This is a genomic window from Mameliella sp. CS4, assembly GCF_019392335.1.
Taxonomy (GTDB): Bacteria; Pseudomonadota; Alphaproteobacteria; order Rhodobacterales; family Rhodobacteraceae; genus Antarctobacter.
The window spans coordinates 191,898-211,469 of sequence record NZ_JAHXRQ010000007.1 but is presented as its reverse complement, the minus strand read 5'-3'; the positions used below and the strand labels follow the sequence as shown (position 1 = coordinate 211,469).

General features: G+C 67.4%; 18 protein-coding genes. 4 read left to right on the top strand and 14 right to left on the bottom strand.

The features are described from left to right. The 14 genes from KZZ07_RS11465 to bchF form a co-directional block, all read right to left on the bottom strand. Positions 1 to 419, bottom strand: a 419-nt coding sequence (locus tag KZZ07_RS11465) for an aminotransferase class I/II-fold pyridoxal phosphate-dependent enzyme (RefSeq protein WP_219514256.1), incomplete at its 3' end; no start/stop codon positions are given. Then, on the bottom strand, positions 409 to 1,224 hold the full coding sequence (gene puhE / locus KZZ07_RS11460; RefSeq protein WP_219514255.1) for a putative photosynthetic complex assembly protein PuhE: 816 nt from the start codon (positions 1,222 to 1,224) through the stop codon (positions 409 to 411). The genes KZZ07_RS11465 and puhE, both read right to left, overlap by 11 nt. Positions 1,225 to 1,285: 61 nt before the next feature. Next, positions 1,286 to 2,437 (bottom strand): magnesium-protoporphyrin IX monomethyl ester (oxidative) cyclase, encoded by a 1,152-nt coding sequence (gene acsF, locus KZZ07_RS11455; protein ID WP_219514253.1) that lies wholly within the window; start codon positions 2,435 to 2,437, stop codon positions 1,286 to 1,288. Beyond that, positions 2,434 to 2,730, bottom strand: coding sequence for an O2-dependent cyclase accessory protein (locus tag KZZ07_RS11450; RefSeq protein ID WP_219514251.1), 297 nt, complete (start codon positions 2,728 to 2,730; stop codon positions 2,434 to 2,436). The genes acsF and KZZ07_RS11450 overlap by 4 nt, the downstream gene beginning before the upstream one ends. A gap of 17 nt (positions 2,731 to 2,747) precedes the next feature. Then, positions 2,748 to 3,221, bottom strand: coding sequence for a photosynthetic complex assembly protein PuhC (gene puhC, locus KZZ07_RS11445; RefSeq protein WP_219514249.1), 474 nt, complete (start codon positions 3,219 to 3,221; stop codon positions 2,748 to 2,750). A 10-nt stretch (positions 3,222 to 3,231) separates the two neighbouring features. Continuing rightward, a complete protein-coding gene (puhB, locus tag KZZ07_RS11440) occupies positions 3,232 to 3,873 on the bottom strand; it encodes a photosynthetic complex putative assembly protein PuhB (RefSeq protein WP_219514248.1) in 642 nt (213 codons plus the stop codon). 22 nt (positions 3,874 to 3,895) lie between these two features. Then, positions 3,896 to 4,663, bottom strand: coding sequence for a photosynthetic reaction center subunit H (gene puhA / locus KZZ07_RS11435; protein ID WP_219514247.1), 768 nt, complete (start codon positions 4,661 to 4,663; stop codon positions 3,896 to 3,898). Positions 4,664 to 4,705: 42 nt separating this feature from the next. Beyond that, positions 4,706 to 6,142 carry a PucC family protein gene (locus tag KZZ07_RS11430; RefSeq protein WP_219514246.1) on the bottom strand — a complete coding sequence of 479 codons (1,437 nt, stop codon included), beginning with the start codon at positions 6,140 to 6,142 and terminating at the stop codon, positions 4,706 to 4,708. Continuing rightward, on the bottom strand, positions 6,139 to 6,819 hold the full coding sequence (bchM, locus tag KZZ07_RS11425) for a magnesium protoporphyrin IX methyltransferase (protein WP_219514245.1): 681 nt from the start codon (positions 6,817 to 6,819) through the stop codon (positions 6,139 to 6,141). Before bchM ends, KZZ07_RS11430 begins: the two co-directional genes overlap by 4 nt. Next, positions 6,820 to 7,719 (bottom strand): ferredoxin:protochlorophyllide reductase (ATP-dependent) iron-sulfur ATP-binding protein, encoded by a 900-nt coding sequence (gene bchL, locus KZZ07_RS11420; protein WP_219514244.1) that lies wholly within the window; start codon positions 7,717 to 7,719, stop codon positions 6,820 to 6,822. A gap of 106 nt (positions 7,720 to 7,825) precedes the next feature. Further along, the gene (locus tag KZZ07_RS11415; RefSeq protein WP_219514281.1) at positions 7,826 to 11,398 is read right to left on the bottom strand and encodes a magnesium chelatase subunit H; all 3,573 of its coding nucleotides are present in this window, start codon (positions 11,396 to 11,398) and stop codon (positions 7,826 to 7,828) included. Next, positions 11,388 to 12,917: a ferredoxin:protochlorophyllide reductase (ATP-dependent) subunit B gene (bchB, locus tag KZZ07_RS11410; RefSeq protein ID WP_219514243.1), complete on the bottom strand. Its 1,530-nt coding sequence runs from the start codon at positions 12,915 to 12,917 to the stop codon at positions 11,388 to 11,390. The genes KZZ07_RS11415 and bchB overlap by 11 nt, the downstream gene beginning before the upstream one ends. Then, the gene (locus KZZ07_RS11405) at positions 12,914 to 14,191 is read right to left on the bottom strand and encodes a ferredoxin:protochlorophyllide reductase (ATP-dependent) subunit N (protein ID WP_219514242.1); all 1,278 of its coding nucleotides are present in this window, start codon (positions 14,189 to 14,191) and stop codon (positions 12,914 to 12,916) included. The genes bchB and KZZ07_RS11405 overlap by 4 nt, the downstream gene beginning before the upstream one ends. Beyond that, positions 14,188 to 14,676: a 2-vinyl bacteriochlorophyllide hydratase gene (bchF, locus tag KZZ07_RS11400; RefSeq protein WP_219514241.1), complete on the bottom strand. Its 489-nt coding sequence runs from the start codon at positions 14,674 to 14,676 to the stop codon at positions 14,188 to 14,190. The genes KZZ07_RS11405 and bchF overlap by 4 nt, the downstream gene beginning before the upstream one ends. A 323-nt stretch (positions 14,677 to 14,999) precedes the next feature. Here bchF and KZZ07_RS11395 point away from each other — a divergent pair, with 323 nt between their 5' ends. The 4 genes from KZZ07_RS11395 to KZZ07_RS11380 all read left to right on the top strand — a co-directional run bounded on the left by KZZ07_RS11395 (position 15,000) and on the right by KZZ07_RS11380 (position 19,571). Continuing rightward, on the top strand, positions 15,000 to 15,797 hold the full coding sequence (locus KZZ07_RS11395) for a cobalamin B12-binding domain-containing protein (RefSeq protein WP_255564291.1): 798 nt from the start codon (positions 15,000 to 15,002) through the stop codon (positions 15,795 to 15,797). Positions 15,798 to 15,843: 46 nt separating this feature from the next. Further along, positions 15,844 to 17,307 carry a transcriptional regulator PpsR gene (ppsR, locus tag KZZ07_RS11390; RefSeq protein WP_219514240.1) on the top strand — a complete coding sequence of 488 codons (1,464 nt, stop codon included), beginning with the start codon at positions 15,844 to 15,846 and terminating at the stop codon, positions 17,305 to 17,307. A 66-nt stretch (positions 17,308 to 17,373) separates the two neighbouring features. Then, positions 17,374 to 18,285, top strand: a complete 912-nt coding sequence (chlG, locus tag KZZ07_RS11385) for a chlorophyll synthase ChlG (RefSeq protein WP_219514239.1) — start codon at positions 17,374 to 17,376, stop codon at positions 18,283 to 18,285. After that, positions 18,282 to 19,571: a BCD family MFS transporter gene (locus tag KZZ07_RS11380; RefSeq protein WP_219514238.1), complete on the top strand. Its 1,290-nt coding sequence runs from the start codon at positions 18,282 to 18,284 to the stop codon at positions 19,569 to 19,571. The genes chlG and KZZ07_RS11380 overlap by 4 nt, the downstream gene beginning before the upstream one ends. Position 19,572 lies beyond the last annotated feature (1 nt).

Sequence of the window (19,572 nt, the reverse complement as noted above, 5' to 3'; positions counted from 1 at the left end):
TTTGACGCGTCCGAGAGGATCACCGCATCCGCCAGTCGGCTGCCGAGCGTCGAGAGCGCGGCCCAGTTCGAGACGTAGCCGGAGGTAAAGAGCAGCGCCGCCTCCTTGCCGTGCAGGTCGGCCAGTTCCGCCTCCAGCGCGACGTGGTGGGAATTGGTGCCCGAGATGTTGCGCGTCCCGCCCGCCCCGGTGCCGCACTGGTCCACCACTTCCTTCATCCGTGCCCGCACCGCCGCGTGCTGACCCATCCCAAGGTAGTCGTTGGAACACCAGACGGTGACCTCGTCCGGGGCGTCGGCGTCATGGCTGCGCGCGGCGGGAAAATCCCCGCAGCGGCGCTCGAGTTCCGCGAAGATCCGGTAATTGCCCTCACTCTTGAGCGCGTCGAGCTGGGCGGTGAAAAGGGCGTCAAATTCCATGAGGTTCCTCCGGGGGTCTTGTCGTCGTGGCAGGTCGGGGCGCGGGCAGCATCCAGCGCCAGAGTTTCGCGTCGGGCAGGGGCAGCACCATCAGCCAGTGTTCCAGCAGCGCCAGCGCGGTGATGGCGGTGAGCAGGGCAAATCCCGTGGCCTCCCCCGGTGTCGGCGCCGCCACCAGCCGTTCCAGCCAGCAGGCGGTGGCCAGGCTCAAGCCCGTGACAGAGACCGGGAACAGCCAGTTGAGCCGCTGGATGCGGAAATGGCTGGCAAGATGCGACAGCGCCTCGGGGATGAACTCGGTGTTGATCCGGGGCACGCCGAAATAGAGGTTCAGCTTGGCCGAGATGCGGGCGAAATAGAGGATCGTGAAGGTCCAGAGGCCCACGCCATTGGCGGCGTCATATCCGTGCAGCCAGATCAGGATCAAGGCCCCGACCAGCAGCATCTCGTGATAGGCGATGGTGCCCCAGGCGCGGATGAACCGCTCCCATTCGGGCAGACCCCCGGGGCAGGCATAGGGGTTCGGCCCGGTGATCGCGCCAGTCATGAAGGACAGCTCGATCCAGCCCCAGACCGCCAGCGCCGACAGGAAGGCCCAGTAGGCGGCCCCGGGGCCGGTCAGGCCCTGCGTGGCGTGCATGCCCCAGGCCCCCAGCGCCAGCAGCGGCAGGCCTGCCAGCGTGACCGCGCGCCGTGCGCGCGCGCCCCGCCGGTCCGCCATCCGGACGACAACCAGGATCGCCCCGGTGGAAAACCACCAGAGGAACAGCGCGGCCAGCGCGGCGATCCAGGGAGCGCCCGTCATGACGGGCACACCCCAGGTGCACGCAGGGCGCAACCGCGACGGGGGATATGCGCCCGGCTATTCAATAGGCCGGCTCCAGCCGCGTGCTTTCCGGCTGGCGGTGCTTTTTCGAAGGGATGAAATAGAGCCCGGCAAAAGCCGTCACCGCTCGCATCTGCGCCGAGATCCGCCGTGCCAACCCTGTTACGCCGCCCTGTTTGCGGGCGCGGTCAAGGTCGGCATTGGCCTTTTGCAATCGTTTCAACCCGGCTGACCAGCGCGGGCTGTCGATGTCCAGTGTGATCGGAAAGATCTGTTTCGACAGGGTGCTTGTCTTGGCAAAGACCTCTTGCCCGTACCAGTCCGGATCGACGCCCAGGGCCTTGTGAAAGGCCGGGCGCTGGTGGTCGCGGACATACATGGTCGCAAAGACCGCCGTGAGAAAGAACTTGATCCACAGCACATTGACGCCCGAGGTCAGTTTCGGATCGGTCTTCATCAGCAGGGCAAAGGCCTCGCCGTGGCTGAACTCGTCGTTGCACCATTCATGGAACCACTTGAAAATCGGGTGAAAGCGGTGCTCTGGGTGCTTTTCGAGGTGGCGGAAAATCGTGATGTAACGCGCGTAGCCGATCTTTTCCGACAGGTAGGTGGCGTAGTAGATGAACTTGGGCCGGAAGTAGGTGTATTTCTTCTTTTGCGTCAGAAATCCTAGGTTCACAGCCACGCCCGCCTCGCGCAGGGCATCGTTGATGAACCCGGCGTGCCGCGCCTCGTCCCGCGCCATCAGCTGGAACAGCTGCGTCACGTCCTTGTTGGTGCCGCGCCGCTTCATCTCCTTGTACAGCACACAGCCCGAGAATTCGGCGGTGCAGGAGGAGATCAGGAAGTCGATGAACTCTTTGCGCAACTGCGGCTCCATCCCATCCCAGTCGACATGGTCCCAGTCCTCGGTCTTGCGGAAATGGCCCTTGTTCGGGTCGCTGACCATCTGCGCAATCAGTTGGTCCCAGTCGTCGCGCACCGGGCTGACGTCGATGGCGTCCAGCTCGTCGAAATCGGTGGTGTAAAAGCGTGGCGTCAGCAGCGTGTTCTGCATCGCCGTTTCGGTCGCGGCCTTGCTGTCGAATTTCGCCTGTTCCTCCTGGATGGCCAGGCCTTCCTCGGCGGTGGTGGCATCGGCGGTATGTGTCGCCCCGGCAGTGCGCAGGCCGGTCTGGTTCTGGGCGTTCATAGCGTGACCTCCTCGGAGAAGGAGAATTCACAGAGCTCCATCACCTCGAAATCGCCGGTCAGGCGGGTCCAGAGCCGTTCAAGCCCCGAGGCGCGGGTGATCGTCGCCTCGCGCGCCTCGCGGATCACCTCGCCATAGGGCGCCATGATCTCGGGTCCGTGGACCCGCACGCTGTCGCCGGGGTAGACGGTGGTGCCGTTGTCGAAACGCACATGCGCGTGAAGGCTCTCGAACTTGTGCGAGATCTCTACCGTGCAGGGCGCCCTTTCCAGTTCATGTGTCAGCCATCCCATTTATTGGCCTCCTTCCCTCATTGCGCCAGGAGTTGCCCGAAGGCCCTGGCATTGTCTGCGCCGAACCCCATCAGGTCGGCGCGCCACCCGGTGCTGCTGTCGTGCAGCTCGAGTCTTCCGGTATCCCTCTGCAAGAGCGTGACGGGGGCGTCAGGCGCGACACCATGTTTGCCACGCTCATGCAGCAGGACCCGGTAGACACCGGAGATGAATCCACCCTCTTCGGGCGTCAGATCGGCGATCAGAACGCCCTCGGGCGTGTGGACCCGCGCGGCGCCCGCCATGTCGCCGGACAGCACGATCTCGCGGCTGAGGGTCACGGCGCCGCCGGGCGGCACTGCGTCCAGCGGGCGGTCGGTCAGGCGGGCGGCGGTCACCAGCGCCAGCACCGTCAGCATCAGCGCCCCGACCAGCCGCACCATGACACGCGGGACAAGCTCCTTGTCGTCGGCGGGGCGTCTCAGGCGCGGGGGGGTGGCGGTGCGGGACATTGTCAAACCTCTATTCGGCGGCCAGGGTCGCGGCACGGGCGGGGGTGCCGCGTGCCACGCGGGGCGTCGCGATCTCGGCCTCGGCCTGGTCTGCCAAAAGGCGGGCGACGGTTTCGGCCTCGGGGATGCAGCGCAGGGCGGGTTGGGTGCGGCGCAGGACCCAGGGGCGCACATGCGGCCAGCACACCAGGTAGGACAGGCGCACGTCCCCGGGCAGCAGGTCCAGGGTGATGGTCCCCGTGCCGCGGCGGCGCAGCGACAGGTCGGCGCTGCGGATCTGGCTGTAGGGCAGGTTCAGCGTCACGGTCAGCGCGGCGCCGATCCGCATCGCCACGCGGCGGTTGGTGATCGTGTAGACCGTGGCGTGGGCCTGTACGGCCCCCACGATCATCAAGAGCGCGCAGACGATCCCGCCCAGGATCAGAAAGGGCGAGGAGGCGGCAAAGGCCTGACCCGCGCTGCCCTGATCGACCAGGGTGACAAAGCGCCAGACCGACAGCCCGGCAAAGTAGAGCGCCACCCATTTCAGGTTCAGCGCCTCCACCGTCAGCGCCCACCAGTCCGGGCGCCCCTGCCAGAGAATGTGCTCTCCCTCTGGCGGGCGTTCGGGCAGGCCGGGGACCGGCTCGAAGGCGAAATCGTCGTGGCTCATGGCGCTCTTCCTTTTTTCGGTCTCAGCCCAGTTGCGGTTCTTGCCGCGCGGCGCTGGCGTAAAGCGTGCCGCCGCCGAACCAGGCGCAGATCTTTTCCTCTTCCAGCAGGGTCACCTGCCGGGGCGAGGCATGTTGCGGCACGCCGGGGAACTGCGCGCCAAAGATCGAGCGCACCTTCACGCCGTCCTTGCGGATGCGGGCCATCGTCATCGGGATCAGCCGCTTGCCCGCCTCGTCGTCCAGCGTCACTTCCAGGTAGCGGACCAGTTGTTCCGGCGCGTCGATCCACATGTCGGAAATCTTCCCCACAACGGCACCGTCACCGGCCACCACCGGCAACCCGCGCGGGTCGCGCCCGGCGGCGACGTGAAAGGTGCCGGTGGCATTCATCGGCACGATCTTGGGGTGGCCGTGACCATCCAGTTCCGGCACATCGCGCCGCGCCGCCCAGGAGGCGGGGCCGACGCCATCGGCCATCGGATCGCCCGTCGGCTCGAACGGAAAGCCGTCAGAGGCGGCGGTGCGCGCCAGCGCGAGGTCGGCCCGTTCCCTGTTCTGACCCGACGGGACGGTGACGGTGCCGCGCCCGTGAGGCAGTGTGAAAGTCTTGTCGTCGGGAACCGGGAACATGCCCTGGTTGGGTGCCAAGTCGCCGTCGTCGTTTTCCAGCGGATAGCCTTCGCGCATGTTCTCGCGCTGGATGTAGAAGATCAGCAGCGCGAAGAAGACGAGAAACAACCAGAGCGCCAGGCTCGCCAGGTCGAAATTGCCGAAGAAGGGGTCTGCCATTGGTCTGTCCTTTCCAGGGTGTCCGTGGTCTCGTCTCGGGTCTCAGGTGGGGAAATCCGCAAGTCCGATGCGGGTCTCGGTTTGTGGGGTGGGGGCGGACCTGCGCAGGCGCACCAGCGGGCCAAGCGCCGCCAGGGTCACAAAGAGCAGTCCGATTTCCAGGTGGTAGACAAAGGCATAGCCGGTGGCGGGCGATTGCAGCGCCTCGCCCAGCCTGCCCGAGGTGGCCAGAGCGCCGATCCAGTCGCGCAGACCGCCGCCCAGGGCGATGGCCAGTCCCGCGCCGGTGGCCTGTGCGGCCCCCCATGCGCCCAGGGCCAGGCCGTGCCCGGCCCGGCCCGTGGCAGGCATCCGCATCGCCGCCAGCAGGGTCGAAACCGCGAAGAGCCCGCCGCCGAACCCGATCAGACCGGCCCCGGCAAAGAACAGCGCGGGCGCCTGCATCGGAGCGGCAAAGATCACCACGCAAAAGGCGGCGATCCCGGCCAGCATGCCGCTGCCCGCCATGCGCATGGCGTCGCGACCACGGGCAAGCGCCCGGCCCGCCAGGGCGAAGCCGGCCAGCGCGCCCGCCGCCCAGATGGCGGTCAGCAGCGTCGTGGCCGAGACACTCAGGCCCAGGATCTCGCCGCCGTAGGGTTCCAGCAGGATGTCCTGCATGTTGAAGGCCAGCGTGCCCAGGAAGACCACCGCCAGCAGCCGCCCGGCCTCTCCGCCGGCCAGCAGGTCGGCCCAGGCTTCGGCAAAGCGTGGCCGGGGCGCGGTGCGTTCGGCACGCGACATCGGGCGCATGTGCTCTTGTTTCCACAGCGCGACCAGGTTCAGCAGGATGCCGACGACCGCCGCACCCTGGACCACGCGGACCAGCACCAGCGGGGTGAAGTCCTGCAACAGCCAGCCGATGACCACCGCCGAAACGCCCATGCCCAGCAGGAACATGACGTAAAGCAACGCGACCACGCGCGGACGGGTGTCTTCGTCGGCGCGGTCCGTGGCCAGCGCCAGCCCGGCGGTCTGCGTCATGTGCAGCCCCAGACCTGTCATCAGGAAGGCCAGCGCCGCCAGCACCTCTCCGGCAAATGGCACGTCATGAACGGCGTCACCCGACAGCACCAGCAGCGCGAAGGGCATGACGGCCAGCCCGCCCATCTGCCAGAGCGAGCCGAACCAGAGATAGGGGATTCGCTTCCAGCCGATGGCGCTGCGGTAGGTGTCCGATCGGAAGCCAAGCAGCGCCCGGAACGGCGCGATCAGCACCGGCAGGGCGATCATCACGGCGACCACCGTTGCCGCCACCGAAAGCTCGACGATCATCACCCGGTTCAGCGTCCCCAGCAGCATCACCGTCGCCATGCCAACCGACACCTGGAACAGCGACAGCCGCAGCAGCTGGCCCATCGGCAGGCCGGGGCTGGCAGCATCCGCAAAGGGCAGCAGCCGCGCCGTCAGCGCCTTGAGATGAGCCGGGCGCAGGATCATGAGGCCAGCTCCATCGCCTGGCTGATGTAGAACCCGACAGAGACCCGCTCGAGCACAGCCAGTTGCCCCGGCGCCCCGGCGCCCCCCAGCGCCCGCGACAGGCGGGCCGGGGCATGCGGCACCATGACCGGAGAACGGTCATTGCGCGGGAACAGCTGCCCCATGCGCCACATCGCCATCAACAGCGGTGTGCGCGGGGCCACGGTAAAGACCACCCGGCCTTCGGTGCGGCGGGCCAGCCCGTGCAGGGCGCCGGCGATGTCGGCCTCGGCATAGTAGATCAGGCTGTCCATCGCGGTCACATGGTCAAACCGGCCAAGCGCCGGGTCCAGCATGTCGCCGCTGGCGAAATGCACCCGCCCCTGCAGGTCGATGGGCAGGCGGGTGCGCGCGATCCCGACCAGGGCCGGGGAAATATCGACGGCCACCACCTCGGCGCCCCGGGCCGCCAGTTCGGTGGTCATCTGGCCGGTGCCACAGCCCGCGTCCAGCACCCGCGCCCCGTGCAGATCGGCGGGCAGGCGCGACAGGATCTGCGCCCGCATCGCGTCCCGTCCCCGCCGCACGGTCTCGCGGATGCGGCTGACCGGTGCGTCACTGGTCAGCCGCTCCCAGGTGCGGGTGGCGGTTGTGTCGAAATAGGTCTCGACCCGGGATCTGGTGGCCTCGTAGCTCATTCAGTCGAACCCCAGCATTTCAAAGATGTCGCGGTCTTCCATCGGCGCCGGGGCCAGCGGCTCTGTCCCGCGCCACAGCGTCTCGGCCAGCCGCAGGTATTCGGCGCGGCATGCGACAATGTCCTCTTCGTCGTCCATTTCGAAGAGCGTCTTCTTTTTCAGCCGCGAGCGGCGGATGGCGTCCACGTCGGGCATATGCGCGATGCGGTCGAAGCCGACCCTGGCGCAGTAGCGATCCACCTCGTCGGTCGCCTTCGACCGGTTGGCGATACAGCCCGCCAGCCGCACCTTGTAGTTGGCGGACTTGGCCTGAACCGCCGCGATGATCCGGTTCATCGCGTAGATGCTGTCAAAATCGTTGGCGGTCACGATCACCGCCCGGTCGGCATGCTGCAGGGGCGCGGCGAACCCGCCGCAGACCACGTCGCCCAGCACGTCAAAGATCACCACGTCGGTGTCCTCCAGCAGGTGATGCTGTTTCAACAGCTTCACCGTCTGGCCCACCACATAGCCGCCGCAGCCGGTCCCGGCGGGCGGGCCGCCCGCCTCGACACAGTGCACGCCGCCCCAGCCCTCGGTCACGAAATCCTCGGGGCGCAGTTCCTCGGCGTGGAAATCCACCTCCTTGAGGATGTCGATCACCGTGGGCTGCAATCGGCCGGTCAGGGTAAAGGTGCTGTCATGCTTGGGGTCGCAGCCGATCTGCAGCACCCGTTTGCCCATCTTGGCAAAGGCCGCCGAAAGGTTGGACGAGGTGGTCGACTTGCCGATCCCCCCCTTGCCATAAACGGAAAAGACCTTTGCCCCCTCGATCTTGGCGTCGGCATCCTGGTGCACCTGCACCGATCCCTCGCCGTCCTGACCGCGCCGCAACTGCGGGATGTCGTCTCTCGGGCTCATGAAGTCCTCCAAACGGGGCGCAGCGCCCCTTGTTTCTTTGGGCTGCAAATACTCCGGGGTCCGGGGCAGAGCCCCGGTCCGACCGTGCCGGATGCGCAACGCCCACTCATTCCGCGGCCACGCCTTCCATCCGGTCTTCCAGCGCGTCCGCAGCGTCGCGCAGTGCGGCGAGGGTTTCGGCGCTGGTCTGCCAATAGGCGCGGTCATGCGCCTCCAGCAGGCGGTTCGCCATTCGCGACGAGGCCGCCGGGTTCAGCGCCGCCAGCCGGTTGCGCATCTCTTCGTCCAGCACGAAGGTCTCGGAAATGCGCTGATAGACCCAGGGCTCGACCGCGCCGGTGGTGGCCGACCAGCCCATCGTGTTGGTGACATGGCTCTCGATCTGGCGGACGCCCTCGGCACCATGTTTCAGCAGGGCTTCGTGGAATTTCGGGTTGAGCGAGCGGGCGCGGGTTTCCAGCGCCACCTGGTCCGACAGGCTGCGCACCTTGCCGGCGCCTCGTGTCGTGTCCGAGATGTAGACGGCGGCGCTCTGGCCGCCGCGTGCGCGTTTCACTGCGCGGGAAATGCCGCCCAGCGTGTCGAAATAGTGGTCCACCGTGGTCACGCCCAGCTCGACGGATTCGAGGTTCTGATAGGCCAGGTCCACCCGCGCCAGCGCGCGCTGTAACAGCGCCGGGCTGGCCTGTGCCTTGCCATCGGTGCCATAGCCGAAACTCTTGCGTGTCTCGTAGGCGTCGGCCAGCTCGTCCTCGTCGCCAAAGGCCGAGGAATCCACCATCAAGTTGACGTTCGACCCATAGGCGCCCTCGGCGTTGGAAAAGACCCGCAGCGCGGCCTGTGCCATGTCGCAGCCGGTCTCCTCGATGCAGGCCAGCGCATGAGCGCGGATGAAATTGCGGTCGGCGGGTTCGTCGGCCTCGGCCGCCTTCAGCGCCGCCTCGGCGAGCATCCGGGTCTGCAGCGGCAGCAGATCGCGGAAGATGCCCGACAGGGTCATGATGACGTCGATCCGGGGGCGGCCCAGCTCTTTCAGCGGGATCAACTCGGCGCCGCAGAGCCGTCCGAACCCGTCGAACCGAGGCCGCGCGCCCATCAGCGCCAGCGCCTGCCCGATCGGCGCGCCGTCGGACTTGATGTTGTCCGATCCCCAAAGGACCACGGCGATGCTGCGCGGCATTGTCCTGTGCGTGTCCAGCAAAAGGTCCGCCTGCGCCGCGCCGTCGCGGCAGGCCAGGGCGCTGGGCATCCGGAAGGGATCGAAGGCGTGAATGTTGCGCCCGGTCGGCAGGATCTCGGGTGAACGGATCAGGTCGCCGCCGGGCACCGGCGGGGTATACTTGCCTGCCAAAGCGTTCATGAGCGCGGGCAATTCGCTGTCGCAGCCCAGCTGCGCCGCGATCCGGTTGCGGTCGGCCTCCGGCGGCAGCAGGTCCAGGTAGCTGTCGCGCGCCTCGGGCGACATGGCGCGACCGACCACATGCAGCCCCTCGGGGATCAGCGCCTCTTCCATTTCCAGCAGGCGCAGCCACAGGGCCTCGGGCTCGGCCCCCTTCATGTCGACGGCCTCGGCCTGATCCGCGATCAGCGTGGCGATCTCGTCCCGGGCGGGATCGCCGGGCGCGGCGCCGCGCCAGCGGGTCAGGCTGTCCTTCAGCTCGGCCAGCCCCTTGTAGAGTCCCGCCGTCGCCAGCGGCGGCGTCAGGTGGGTTACGGTCACGGCCCCGCTGCGCCGCTTGGCCAAGGTCGCCTCGGAGGGGTTGTTGGCGGCATAGAGATAGACGTTGGGCATGTCGCCGATCAGCCGGTCGGGCCAGCAGGCGGGGCCGGGGCCGGCCTGTTTGCCGGGCATGAATTCCAGCGCGCCGTGCATCCCGAAATGCAGCAGAACATCGGCGCGGAACTGCCCCCGCAGCCAAAGGTAGAACTGCGTAAAGGCATGGGTGGGGGCAAAGCCGCGCTCGAAGAGCAGGCGCATCGGGTCGCCCTCGTAGCCGAAGGCGGGTTGCAACCCGACAAAGACCTTGCCGAACGTAGCCCCCAGGATGAACACCCCGCGCCCGTCGCTCTGGACCTTGCCGGGGGCAGGGCCCCATTGTGCCTCGATCTCGGTCAGCCAGGGGGTGTCGGTCACGATCCGTTCGGCGCCGACGTGGTCGGCCACGTTGGCCTCTTGCCCGTACTGGCGGGCATTGCCCCCCAGCACCGCCTCGCGCAGCGCCTCGACGCTGTCGGGCGGGGTCAGGTCATAGCCGCGGTCCGCCATCGCGTGCAACGTGTTGAAAAGCGACTGGAACACGTCCAGATAGGCCGCCGTTCCAGCGGCGCCCGCATTGGGCGGAAAGCCGAACAGGACGATGCCAACGCGCCGTTCGGCGGCCTTCGAGCGGCGGAGTGCCGCCAGCCGGTCGACCCGGGCGGCCAGCGCCTCGATGCGGTCGGGGCAGGGGGCCAGCGCCTTGACGGTCGAGGCCGCCTGGCAAGCCCGCGCGCAGCCGTCGCAGCCCGACGGCCCGTGCCGCCCGGCAAAGATCGTCGGGTTGGTCGCCCCGTCCAGTTCCGGCAGGGCGATCAGCATGGTCGTCTCGATCGGGCCCAGCCCCTGCGCCGAAGCGGCCCATTCCCCCAGCGTCTGAAACTCCAGCGGATGCGCGGCGACATAGGGGACGTCCAGTGCCTGCAACAGCGCGGTGGCGGCGGCGTTGTCGTTGTAGGCCGGTCCTCCGACCAGCGAAAAGCCGGTCAGCGACAGCAGGGCGTCGATCTTTGCGCCGTGCTGGTCCTGGAAATAGTTCTCGATGGCCGGGCGCCCGTCCAGCCCCCCGGCAAAGGCGGGCAACACCCGCAGTCCCCGTGCCTCCAGCGTGCGGATCACCGCGTCGTAATGCGCCGTGTCGCCGGACAAGACATAGCTGCGCATCATCAACAGGCCCACGGTGGCGCGCGGCGCATCGGGGGCGGGCAGAGTGGCGGGATCGGTGGTGATACGCGCGGGCAGATCCGGGTGGTACAGCCCGACCTCGGGGTAGTCCTGTGGCGCCGGGGCTTCGGCCCCGCGCCAGTCCGCGTGACGGCAATAGCGTGAGAGCAGGAAGCGGATCAGCGCCTCGACATTGTCGTCGGACGCGCCCAGCCAGTACTGCATGCAAAGGAACCAGGCCCGCAGGTCCTGCGCCTTGCCGGGGATCAGCCGCAGGATGCGCGGCAGGCGGCGCAGCATCCGCATCTTGCGGGCGCCGTCCTGTACTCCGGACTTGCCGCCGCCGCGCAGTTTTTTCATCAGCTTCGACACGCCGCTGTCGGGGGCGGCCATGTCCAGCCCGCCCATGCGTGTCAGCTTGACGATGCGCGCGTCCGAGATCAGCCCGACCATCGCGTCGCAGGTTTCGCGCCGCGCCTGCAGGTCGGGCAGGATTGCGCGGATGTGCTCGTCGAGGAACAGCAGGCTGGTGACGATGATGTCGCCCGAGGCGATGTCGCGGCGGGCGGCCTCCAGCGCCTCGGGGTGTTCGCCCCACTCGGCGGCCGCATGGATCGCGACGCGCAGGCCCGGGAACTCGCCCCGCAGCCGCTCGGCTGCGCGGGCGCAGGGGCCGGCGGCATGGGCGTCCAGCGTCAGGATGACGACGCTGTAGCCGTCCGGGGCCCCGGGGCCGCCTATGAACCCGTCATCGCGCATAATGGGCCTTTGCGTCATACAGCGTGTCCAGCCCGATCCGGGTCAGCCCGCGTTCGCTGGCATAGGTCTCGGTGTTGCGCCGTGCCTTGCCGCGCACGAAGAAAGGCACCTTGCGCAGCTCGCGCTCCGCCTCGTCCAGCCAGATGACCTCGGCGCCGGTTTCGGGCGCCTCGGCGGGAGCGGGGGCGGGATCGACAACGCGCGGCGTGGCGGCGCCGCCGTGGTGGCTGGCCCCGGCATCGTCGTGAAACTCGAAATCCTCGCGGAACATGGTCAGCAGGTGTTCCTCCAGCCCCATGACCAGCGGATGCACCCAGGTGTCGAAGATCACGTTGGCGCCCTCGATCCCCATCTGGGGCGAGTAGCGCGCGGGAAAGTCCTGGACGTGCACCGGCGCGCTGATGACGGCGCAGGGAATGCCCAGGCGCTTGCCGATGTGGCGCTCCATCTGGGTGCCCAGGATCATCTCGGGGGCCAGCTCGGCGATGCGGGACTCGACTTCGAGGTAGTCCTCGGTGATGAGCGCCTCGACGCCGTAGTCGCGCGCCAGTCCACGGATCATCCGGGCCTGTTCGCGGTTGTAGCAGCCCAGTCCCGCCACCTCGAACCCCATCTCGTCGCGGGCGATGCGGGCGGCGCAGGCCACATGGGTGCCGTCACCGAAGATGAAGACGCGCTTGCCGGTCAGGTAGGTGCTGTCGACGCTGGCGGAATACCAGGGCAGGCGCAGGCGGCTTTCGTCCAGCGCGACGCTCCGACCGGTGAGGGCTGCAACCTCGCCCAGGAAATCGCGGGTGGCACCGACGCCGATGGGCACGGTCCGTGTATAGGGCTGGCCCAGCTCACGCTCCATCCAGCGGCAGGCGGCCTCGCCGGTCTCGGGGTACATCAGCACGTTGAAATGAGCGGCCCCCAGCCGGGTCAGATCCTGCGGCGTGGCGCCGTAGGGCGCGCAGACGTTCACGCCGATCCCCATGTCGCCCAGAAGGGCGGTCAGTTCGGTGATGTCGTCACGGTGCCGGAACCCCAGCGCCGTGGGGCCGATCAGGTTGCAGGTGACATGGGCCGACCTGTCCATCGGGCGGGAGAGGGCGCGCACGAGTTGAAACAGCGTCTCGTCGGCGCCAAAGTTCTCTTTCCTCTGGTAGCTGGGCAGCTCCAGCGGGATCACTGGTACCGGCAGGCCCATCGTCTCGGCCATACCGCCGGGATCGTCCTGGATCAGCTCGGCGGTGCAGGAGGCGCCGACGATCATCGCCTGCGGCTGGAAACGCTCATAGGCGGCCAGGCAGGCGGTCTTGAACAGTTGCGCCGTGTCGGCGCCCAGGTCACGGGCCTGGAAGGTGGTATAGGTCACGGGCGGGCGATGGTTGCGCCGCTCGATCATGGTAAAGAGAAGATCGGCATAGGTGTCGCCCTGCGGCGCGTGCAGGACGTAGTGCAGCCCCTTCATCGCCGTCGCGACCCGCAGGGCGCCGACATGCGGCGGGCCTTCGTATGTCCAGACCGACAGTTTCACTCTGCCGCCTCCAACCTGAGGGCTGCACGGCGGCGCAGAGGGCGCGAGAAGAGCCCGGCCAGGTCGCCCGCCTGTTCGTAGAAATGCACCGGGGTAAAGACCAGTTCGATGGCCCACTTGGTGGCCAGCCCTTCGGCCTCCAGCGGGTTGGCAAGGCCAAGGCCGCAGACCGTCAGATCGGGGCGCGCGGCGCGGCAGCGGTCCAGCTGGCGTTCGACGTCCTGTCCCTCGGCCAGCAGCGGGCCGCGATCCAGCAGGTCCAGTTCCGGCCCGACGACACCGCGATGGATATAGGGCGCGCCGACCTCGATCGCCCGCATCCCGCATTCGCGGGTCAGGAAACGGGCCAGCGGGATTTCCAGCTGGCTATCGGGGAAGAAAAAGACCGACTTGTCGCGCAGGCCCTCGGCGGCCTGTGCCACGGCGCGGGTGGCGCGGGCACGGGGCGCGGCGGTCACGGCATCGAAATGCGCCTGATCAACGCCGAATTCCCGCGCCACGGCGGCCAGCCACGCGGTGGTGCCTTGCTCGCCAAACGGGAATGGCGCGGGAATGTGCCGCGCCCCGCGCCGTTCAAGGGCGGCAAGCGTGCCTCCCAGGAACGGCTGTGTGAGGGCAAAGACGGTGTTCGGTCCCACCGCCAGGCCGCTGTCGGCGTGGCGCGCGGGCAGAACGGCGACGTCCTCGATCCCCAACTTGCTCAGAAGGTCCAGCGCCTGATCCTCGACCACGTCGGGCAGGGCGCCCACCATGATCAACTGCCGCCGGTCGGTGTCCGGCAGGGCCGGGGCCATCGCGGCAAGACAGGCGTCTTCGCCTTCGGTGAATGTCGTCTCGATCCCCGAGCCGGAATAGTTCAGCACCCGCACCTTGGGCGCGTGCCGCGCCGAGAGCCGTTCGGCGGCGCGCGACAGGTCCAGCTTGATGACCTCTGACGGGCAACTGCCCACCAGGAACAGCTGGCGGATGTCCGGGCGCCGTGACAGCAGGCGGTCGACCTCGCGTTCCAGTTCCTCCTGCGCGTCGGCCAGCCCGGCGAGGTCCGTCTCTTCGAGAATCGCGGTGCCAAAGCGCGGTTCGGCAAAGATCATCACCCCGGCGGCGCTTTGCAGCAGGTGGGCACAGGTGCGGCTGCCGACCACCAGGAAAAACGCATCCTGGATCTTGCGGTGCAGCCAGATGATGCCGGTCAGCCCGCAGAACACCTCGTGCTGGCCGCGTTCGGCCAGCACGGGGACGTCGCGGCATCCGGTGGCGGGGGCGGGTGCACTCATGCCGGCACCGCCGATTGCAGCCGGGCGGCCCGCAGTTTCAGCAGGAATTGTCCGGCGTTGATGACGTAGGCGGCGTAAGCCGCCAGCGCCAACAGCATCAGCCCGCCGGGCGCCAGGCTGTCCGCCAGCAGCGCCCAGACATAGGCGCTGTGCAGGGCGATGACGACAAAGCTGAAGACATCCTCCCAGAAGAAGGCGGGCGCGAAGAGATACTGGCCAAAGACGACCTTTTCCCAGATCGCGCCTGTGACCATGATCAGATAGAGAAAGCCGGTCTTGACCAGGATCGAGAGGGTTGCCGCCTCATAGCCCGCACCCGTTGCCATGTAGCGCAGCACCAGCACCAGCGAGACGAGAAAGGCCAGGAACTGCAGCGGCGCCAGGATGCCCTGCACCAGGGTCCAGGCGCTCTCGTCGCGGCGTTGCTTCTGCGCCTGCGTGTAGAGCGTCTCGCGGCCCGGGTCCTCTTGGATCTGTCGCAGCATCTTCGCCCTCCCCAGCGGAGAAATCACCCCCGATGCTAGGGTCCGACATCGCGAAGTGTCAATTAAAACTTACACTGAGAGTGACAGATTTTTCGGACATCGGTGGGCGGTCCCGAGAAGGCGCGATGCGGGACTTGCCCTGTGAAAAAGCGCGCTATCTCACATAATGTTCGGTCTTATCATCTGCTTGACGATCGTGAGGGGAGCTTGATGTCAATAAAAATTGACAGCTGTCTGTGTCGCCCGCACACTCATAGGATGCGTTGGCGACTCGTTTCAGGCGAAAGCCGCCACCGCCACCATCCGGGAGGGGGGATGGTCGCATGGAGCACAACATGAGTGGGTACGACCAGTCCGACGACAGGGATACGGCGATACGGTTCCTCGTGGAGGCTGCGCTCAAATCCGTGGCGGACAAACGCAGGACAGAGTCTCCGAAAACCAAGGATGACTGGATCGACCGTCTCTGCGAAGAGATCATGTCAGAGTCCGAAACCAGCCACCACGCGGTCATCTCGTCGCTGATGGCAACCGGCGTCAGCTCGGACGAGGTGCTTGGCGACTACGTGCCCGCCGTGGCGCGGAGGATCGGCGAGCTCTGGGTTCAGGACAAGGCCACCTTCGTCCAGGTGACGATCGGTGCTGCGCGTCTGCAGGCCCTTTTCCAGAACCGGACCGACCTGCCCAGGGGCACCTGGCTGGACCGCACGGTGCCGCTGGGCCAGTCGCTTCTGATGATTCTCCCCGCGGTCGAGGACCATACGCTGGGCGCCTTCGCGGCTGCCGACCAGTTCCGCCGGCATGGCCTTTGGGTGCGCATGGCGATCCGTCTTTCGAACGCCGAATTGCTGCATGTCGTCGAAGAAGGCCGATTCTCGATGCTGGGGATCTCGATGGCCACATACAAATCTGTTGAAAACGTTAAGGAAATAATCAAGAATCTGAAGTCCGGCCTGGAAAGGTGCCCGCCCATCGTCGTTGGCGGCAAATATGTTGCTGATTCCGACGGTGTCGAGATTCTGACCGGGGCTGACCTTGCGGTTCGGTCCGCGCGTGAGGCAATAGAGGCATGCGGCCTGGCGTCTGTGGCCAAGTCGCTTGCCGTCGACTCGCTTACGTAGCTACTGCGTTGGGGGCTGACGCATGTAAGACAAGTGAGGGTGAACATTGACACGGCAGGATGCGTCATCGGAGTTCGAGCACGTCGGCGTCTTGCCGGACGCGGCTTCGGTCGACCAGATCATCGAACATTCCTCCGACATTGCCGTGCACGTCGACGCCCAGGACACGGTGATCGGCATCTTTGTCAGTCCTGAATGCCCGGCCTTCGGGTGCCTTGATCACTGGGTGGGGCGCAAGTTCGAGACCTTCCTGAACGTCGAGAGCAAGGTCAAATACGCCGCTCGCCGTAAGAACCTGGCCGAAAGCCCGCATCATTTCGGCGGCCCGCTCGAACTCAATCACTTCGACAACGCCGACTGGGAATTCCCGGTGCGTTACGTCCCGCTGCCGGTGAACGGGGGCGAGACACTGTTGCTGATCGGGCGCGACATGCAGCCGGTGGCCGAGGTTCAGCAGCGGCTGGTCAATGAGCAACTGGCCCGCGAACGGGACAAGCAGCGCATCCGCAGCGCCGAAACCTTTTTCCGCGTGGTGCTGGAGGCATCCGAGACGCCGCTGATCCTGGTCGATCCAGAGGCCGGACGCATTCGTGACGCCAACCGCGCCGCCGCCGCCCTGTTGGGGGCCAAGCCCGACACGCTGACCGGCAGCGCGCTGAACCAGGCCTTCGAGGGCCGCCGCCGGTCCGAGTTGATGGAGGCGCTGCAGGCAGCCGGGTCCCAGGACGACCGTCCCGGCGTCGACCTGGTGGCACGCCGCAACGACAAGCCCGTGGTTCTCTACCCCGAGTATTTCCGCGCCGCCGGAGAGCTGGGCCTGCTCTGCCGCCTTGCCTCGACCCGGGAGGAAAGCGCGGACGGAACCGAGGTGGCAGTGGCGCTGTCGACGCTCTTCGATGCGACCAGCGATGCCATCGTCCTTCTGGACTCCAACGGCATGATCCGTGAGGCGAACGAGGCCTTCCTTGTCATGGCCGATGCGGCGCAGCTGCGTGATGTCAGGGATCGTCCGTTCTCGGATTTCCTGGTGCGCGGCGGGGTGAACAGCCGCCTGCTGATGGACAGCACCCGGCGCGAGGGACGTATCCGCAGTTTCATGGCGCAGTTCCGCAGTGTCGTGGGCTCCCGGACGACCGTCGATATCTCGACGGCCCAACTGACCAAGGGCGGGCGTGACCAGGGGGTCGGGCTGATCCTGCGCGATGTTTCGGGCGGCGATCTGGCGGTCGAGGGCGCGGCAGGTGCGGCGGTCAGCGAAGAGGCGCTCAAGAACGTCATGGACCTGGTCGGCACCGCCTCGCTCAAGGAATTGGTCTCGGCCACGTCGGACGTGATCGAACGTATGTGCATCGACACCGCGCTGCAGCTGACCAAGAACAACCGCGTCGCCGCGGCTGAAATGCTGGGCCTCTCGCGGCAGAGCCTTTACGTCAAGCTGCGCAAGTACGACATGCTGAACGGCGAACCCTCGGACACCGGTTCGGGTGACCAACCGGGCCGCTCCGTCTAGGGCGCGCAGGCCCGCGGGCAAAGAAAACCCTTTCTCCGACTCGATGTGTGTAGTTTACTTGACGGTATGGATGTATCGTCAAGTTTACACATTGCGCGCCGAACTCCGCAGCCTCGGGCGGTGCTGACCCTGGTCAAGCCGATCACCTGGTTTCCGCCGATCTGGGCCTATCTCTGCGGCGCGGTCTCCTGCGGGGTTGCCCTCACCTCGGCGCCGGGGCAGGTAATCCTGGGCATGGTGCTGGCCGGACCCGTGGTCTGCGGCATGAGCCAGGCCGCGAACGACTGGTGCGACCGCCACGTCGATGCCATCAACGAACCTGACAGGCCGATCCCTTCGGGCCGTATCCCGGGCAGATGGGGGCTGTGGATCGCTTTGGCGATGACCGTGCTGGCGCTCTGGATCGGCTCCTTTCTTGGGCCTTGGGGCTTTGGCGCGACCGTCTTTGGCGTGCTGGCCGCCTGGGCCTATTCCGCCGAACCCGTGCGGTTGAAACGCTCGGGTGTCTGGGGGCCGGGGCTGGTGGCGCTCTGCTACGAGGGCCTGCCTTGGTTCACCGGCGCCGCCGTTCTGTCCGCCGGGGCGCCCTCGGGCCGGGTGATCCTGATCGCGGCGCTCTACGCGCTGGGCGCACACGGGATCATGACGCTCAATGATTTCAAGGCCCTGAAGGGCGACCGCCAGATGGGCGTGAACTCCTTGCCCGTCACCCTGGGGCCAGAGCGCGCCGCCCGCGTGGCCTGCATCGTCATGACGCTGCCGCAGGTGGCGGTGATCGCGCTGCTGACGCTCTGGGGCGCGCCAGTCTTTGCGCTGGCCATCGCGGCGCTGCTGGTGGGACAACTCTGGGCCATGACCGTCCTCTTGCGCGACCCCGAGGGCCGCGCGCCCTGGTACAACGGCACCGGCGTGCTGATGTATGTCAGCGGCATGATGGTCGCCGCCTTCGCGCTGCGCATGGTCGAGGGCGGCGCATGACCCTGGGTTGGCTGTCGATTGTCCGGCTCGGTCTGGTGCAGATGTGCCTGGGCGCCATTGTCGTGCTGACGACCTCGGTCCTGAATCGGCTGATGGTGGTGGAACTGGCCTTGCCGGCGGTGCTGCCGGGGCTGCTGGTGGCGCTGCACTACGGCATCCAGATCACCCGTCCGAACTGGGGCTTCCTGTCCGACATCGGCGGGCGGCGGACGCGCTTCATCATCGGCGGCATGGCGGTCCTGGGTCTGGGCGCCATCGGGGCGGCGCTGGGCGTGGCCCTGTTTGAAACCGCCTTTGCCGCCGCCTTGGTCCTGTCGATCCTGTCCTATGCGCTGATCGGGCTGGGGGTCGGGGCCTCGGGCACGTCTTTGCTGGCGCTGCTGGCCACGGCGACAGAGCCGCGCCACCGCGCCGCCGCTGCCACCATCACCTGGTTGATGATGATCGCGGGCATCGCCCTGACAGCGGGCGGCATCGGCGCGCTTCTGGATCCCTATAGCCCGGCGCTGCTGCTGCGCATCGTGGCGGGTGTCACGCTGGGCGCGCTGGTGTTGACTGCGCTGGCCACCTGGGGAATCGAACGCCGCCTGGGGCCGCCCGTGCCGCAGCCCGCGCCGCCCTCTCTGATCGAGGGCCTGCGCGAGGTCTGGGCCGAACCGGATGCCCGTGACTTCACGCTGTTCGTCTTTCTCTCGATGACGGCCTATTTCATGCAGGAGCTGATCCTCGAACCCTATGCGGGTCTCGTTTTCGGCTTTACGCCCGGCCAGTCCACCACCTTGAGCGGCGCGCAGAACGGCGGTGTCTTTCTGGGGATGCTGGCGGTGGGCGTGGCGGCGACCGGTCTGCGCATCGGCAGCCTTTGCACCTGGGTCGTGGCGGGGTGCCTCGGGTCGGCGGCCAGCCTGGCGGCGATAACCCTGACCGGGGCCACGGGCAGCGCGGCGGTGCTGATGCCCGCTGTCGTGGCTTTGGGCCTGTTCAACGGCATGTTCGCGGTGGCGGCCATCGGGTCGATGATGGCGCTGGCCGGGCAGGGGCGCGGCGCGCGCGAAGGCACACGCATGGGCCTCTGGGGCGCGGCGCAGGCCATTGCCGCGGGCTTTGGCGGGCTGACAGGGGCGGCGGCGGTCGATCTGCTGCGCCTGACCCTGGTCCCGGATGCCTCTGCCTTCGGGTTCGTCTTCCTGGCCGAGGCCGGGCTTTTCATCCTTGCCGCGCTTATGGCGCTGCGGGTCATCCCGGACCGTCGCCGCACGGCGGTCCAGCTCACTCCGGGGGAATAGA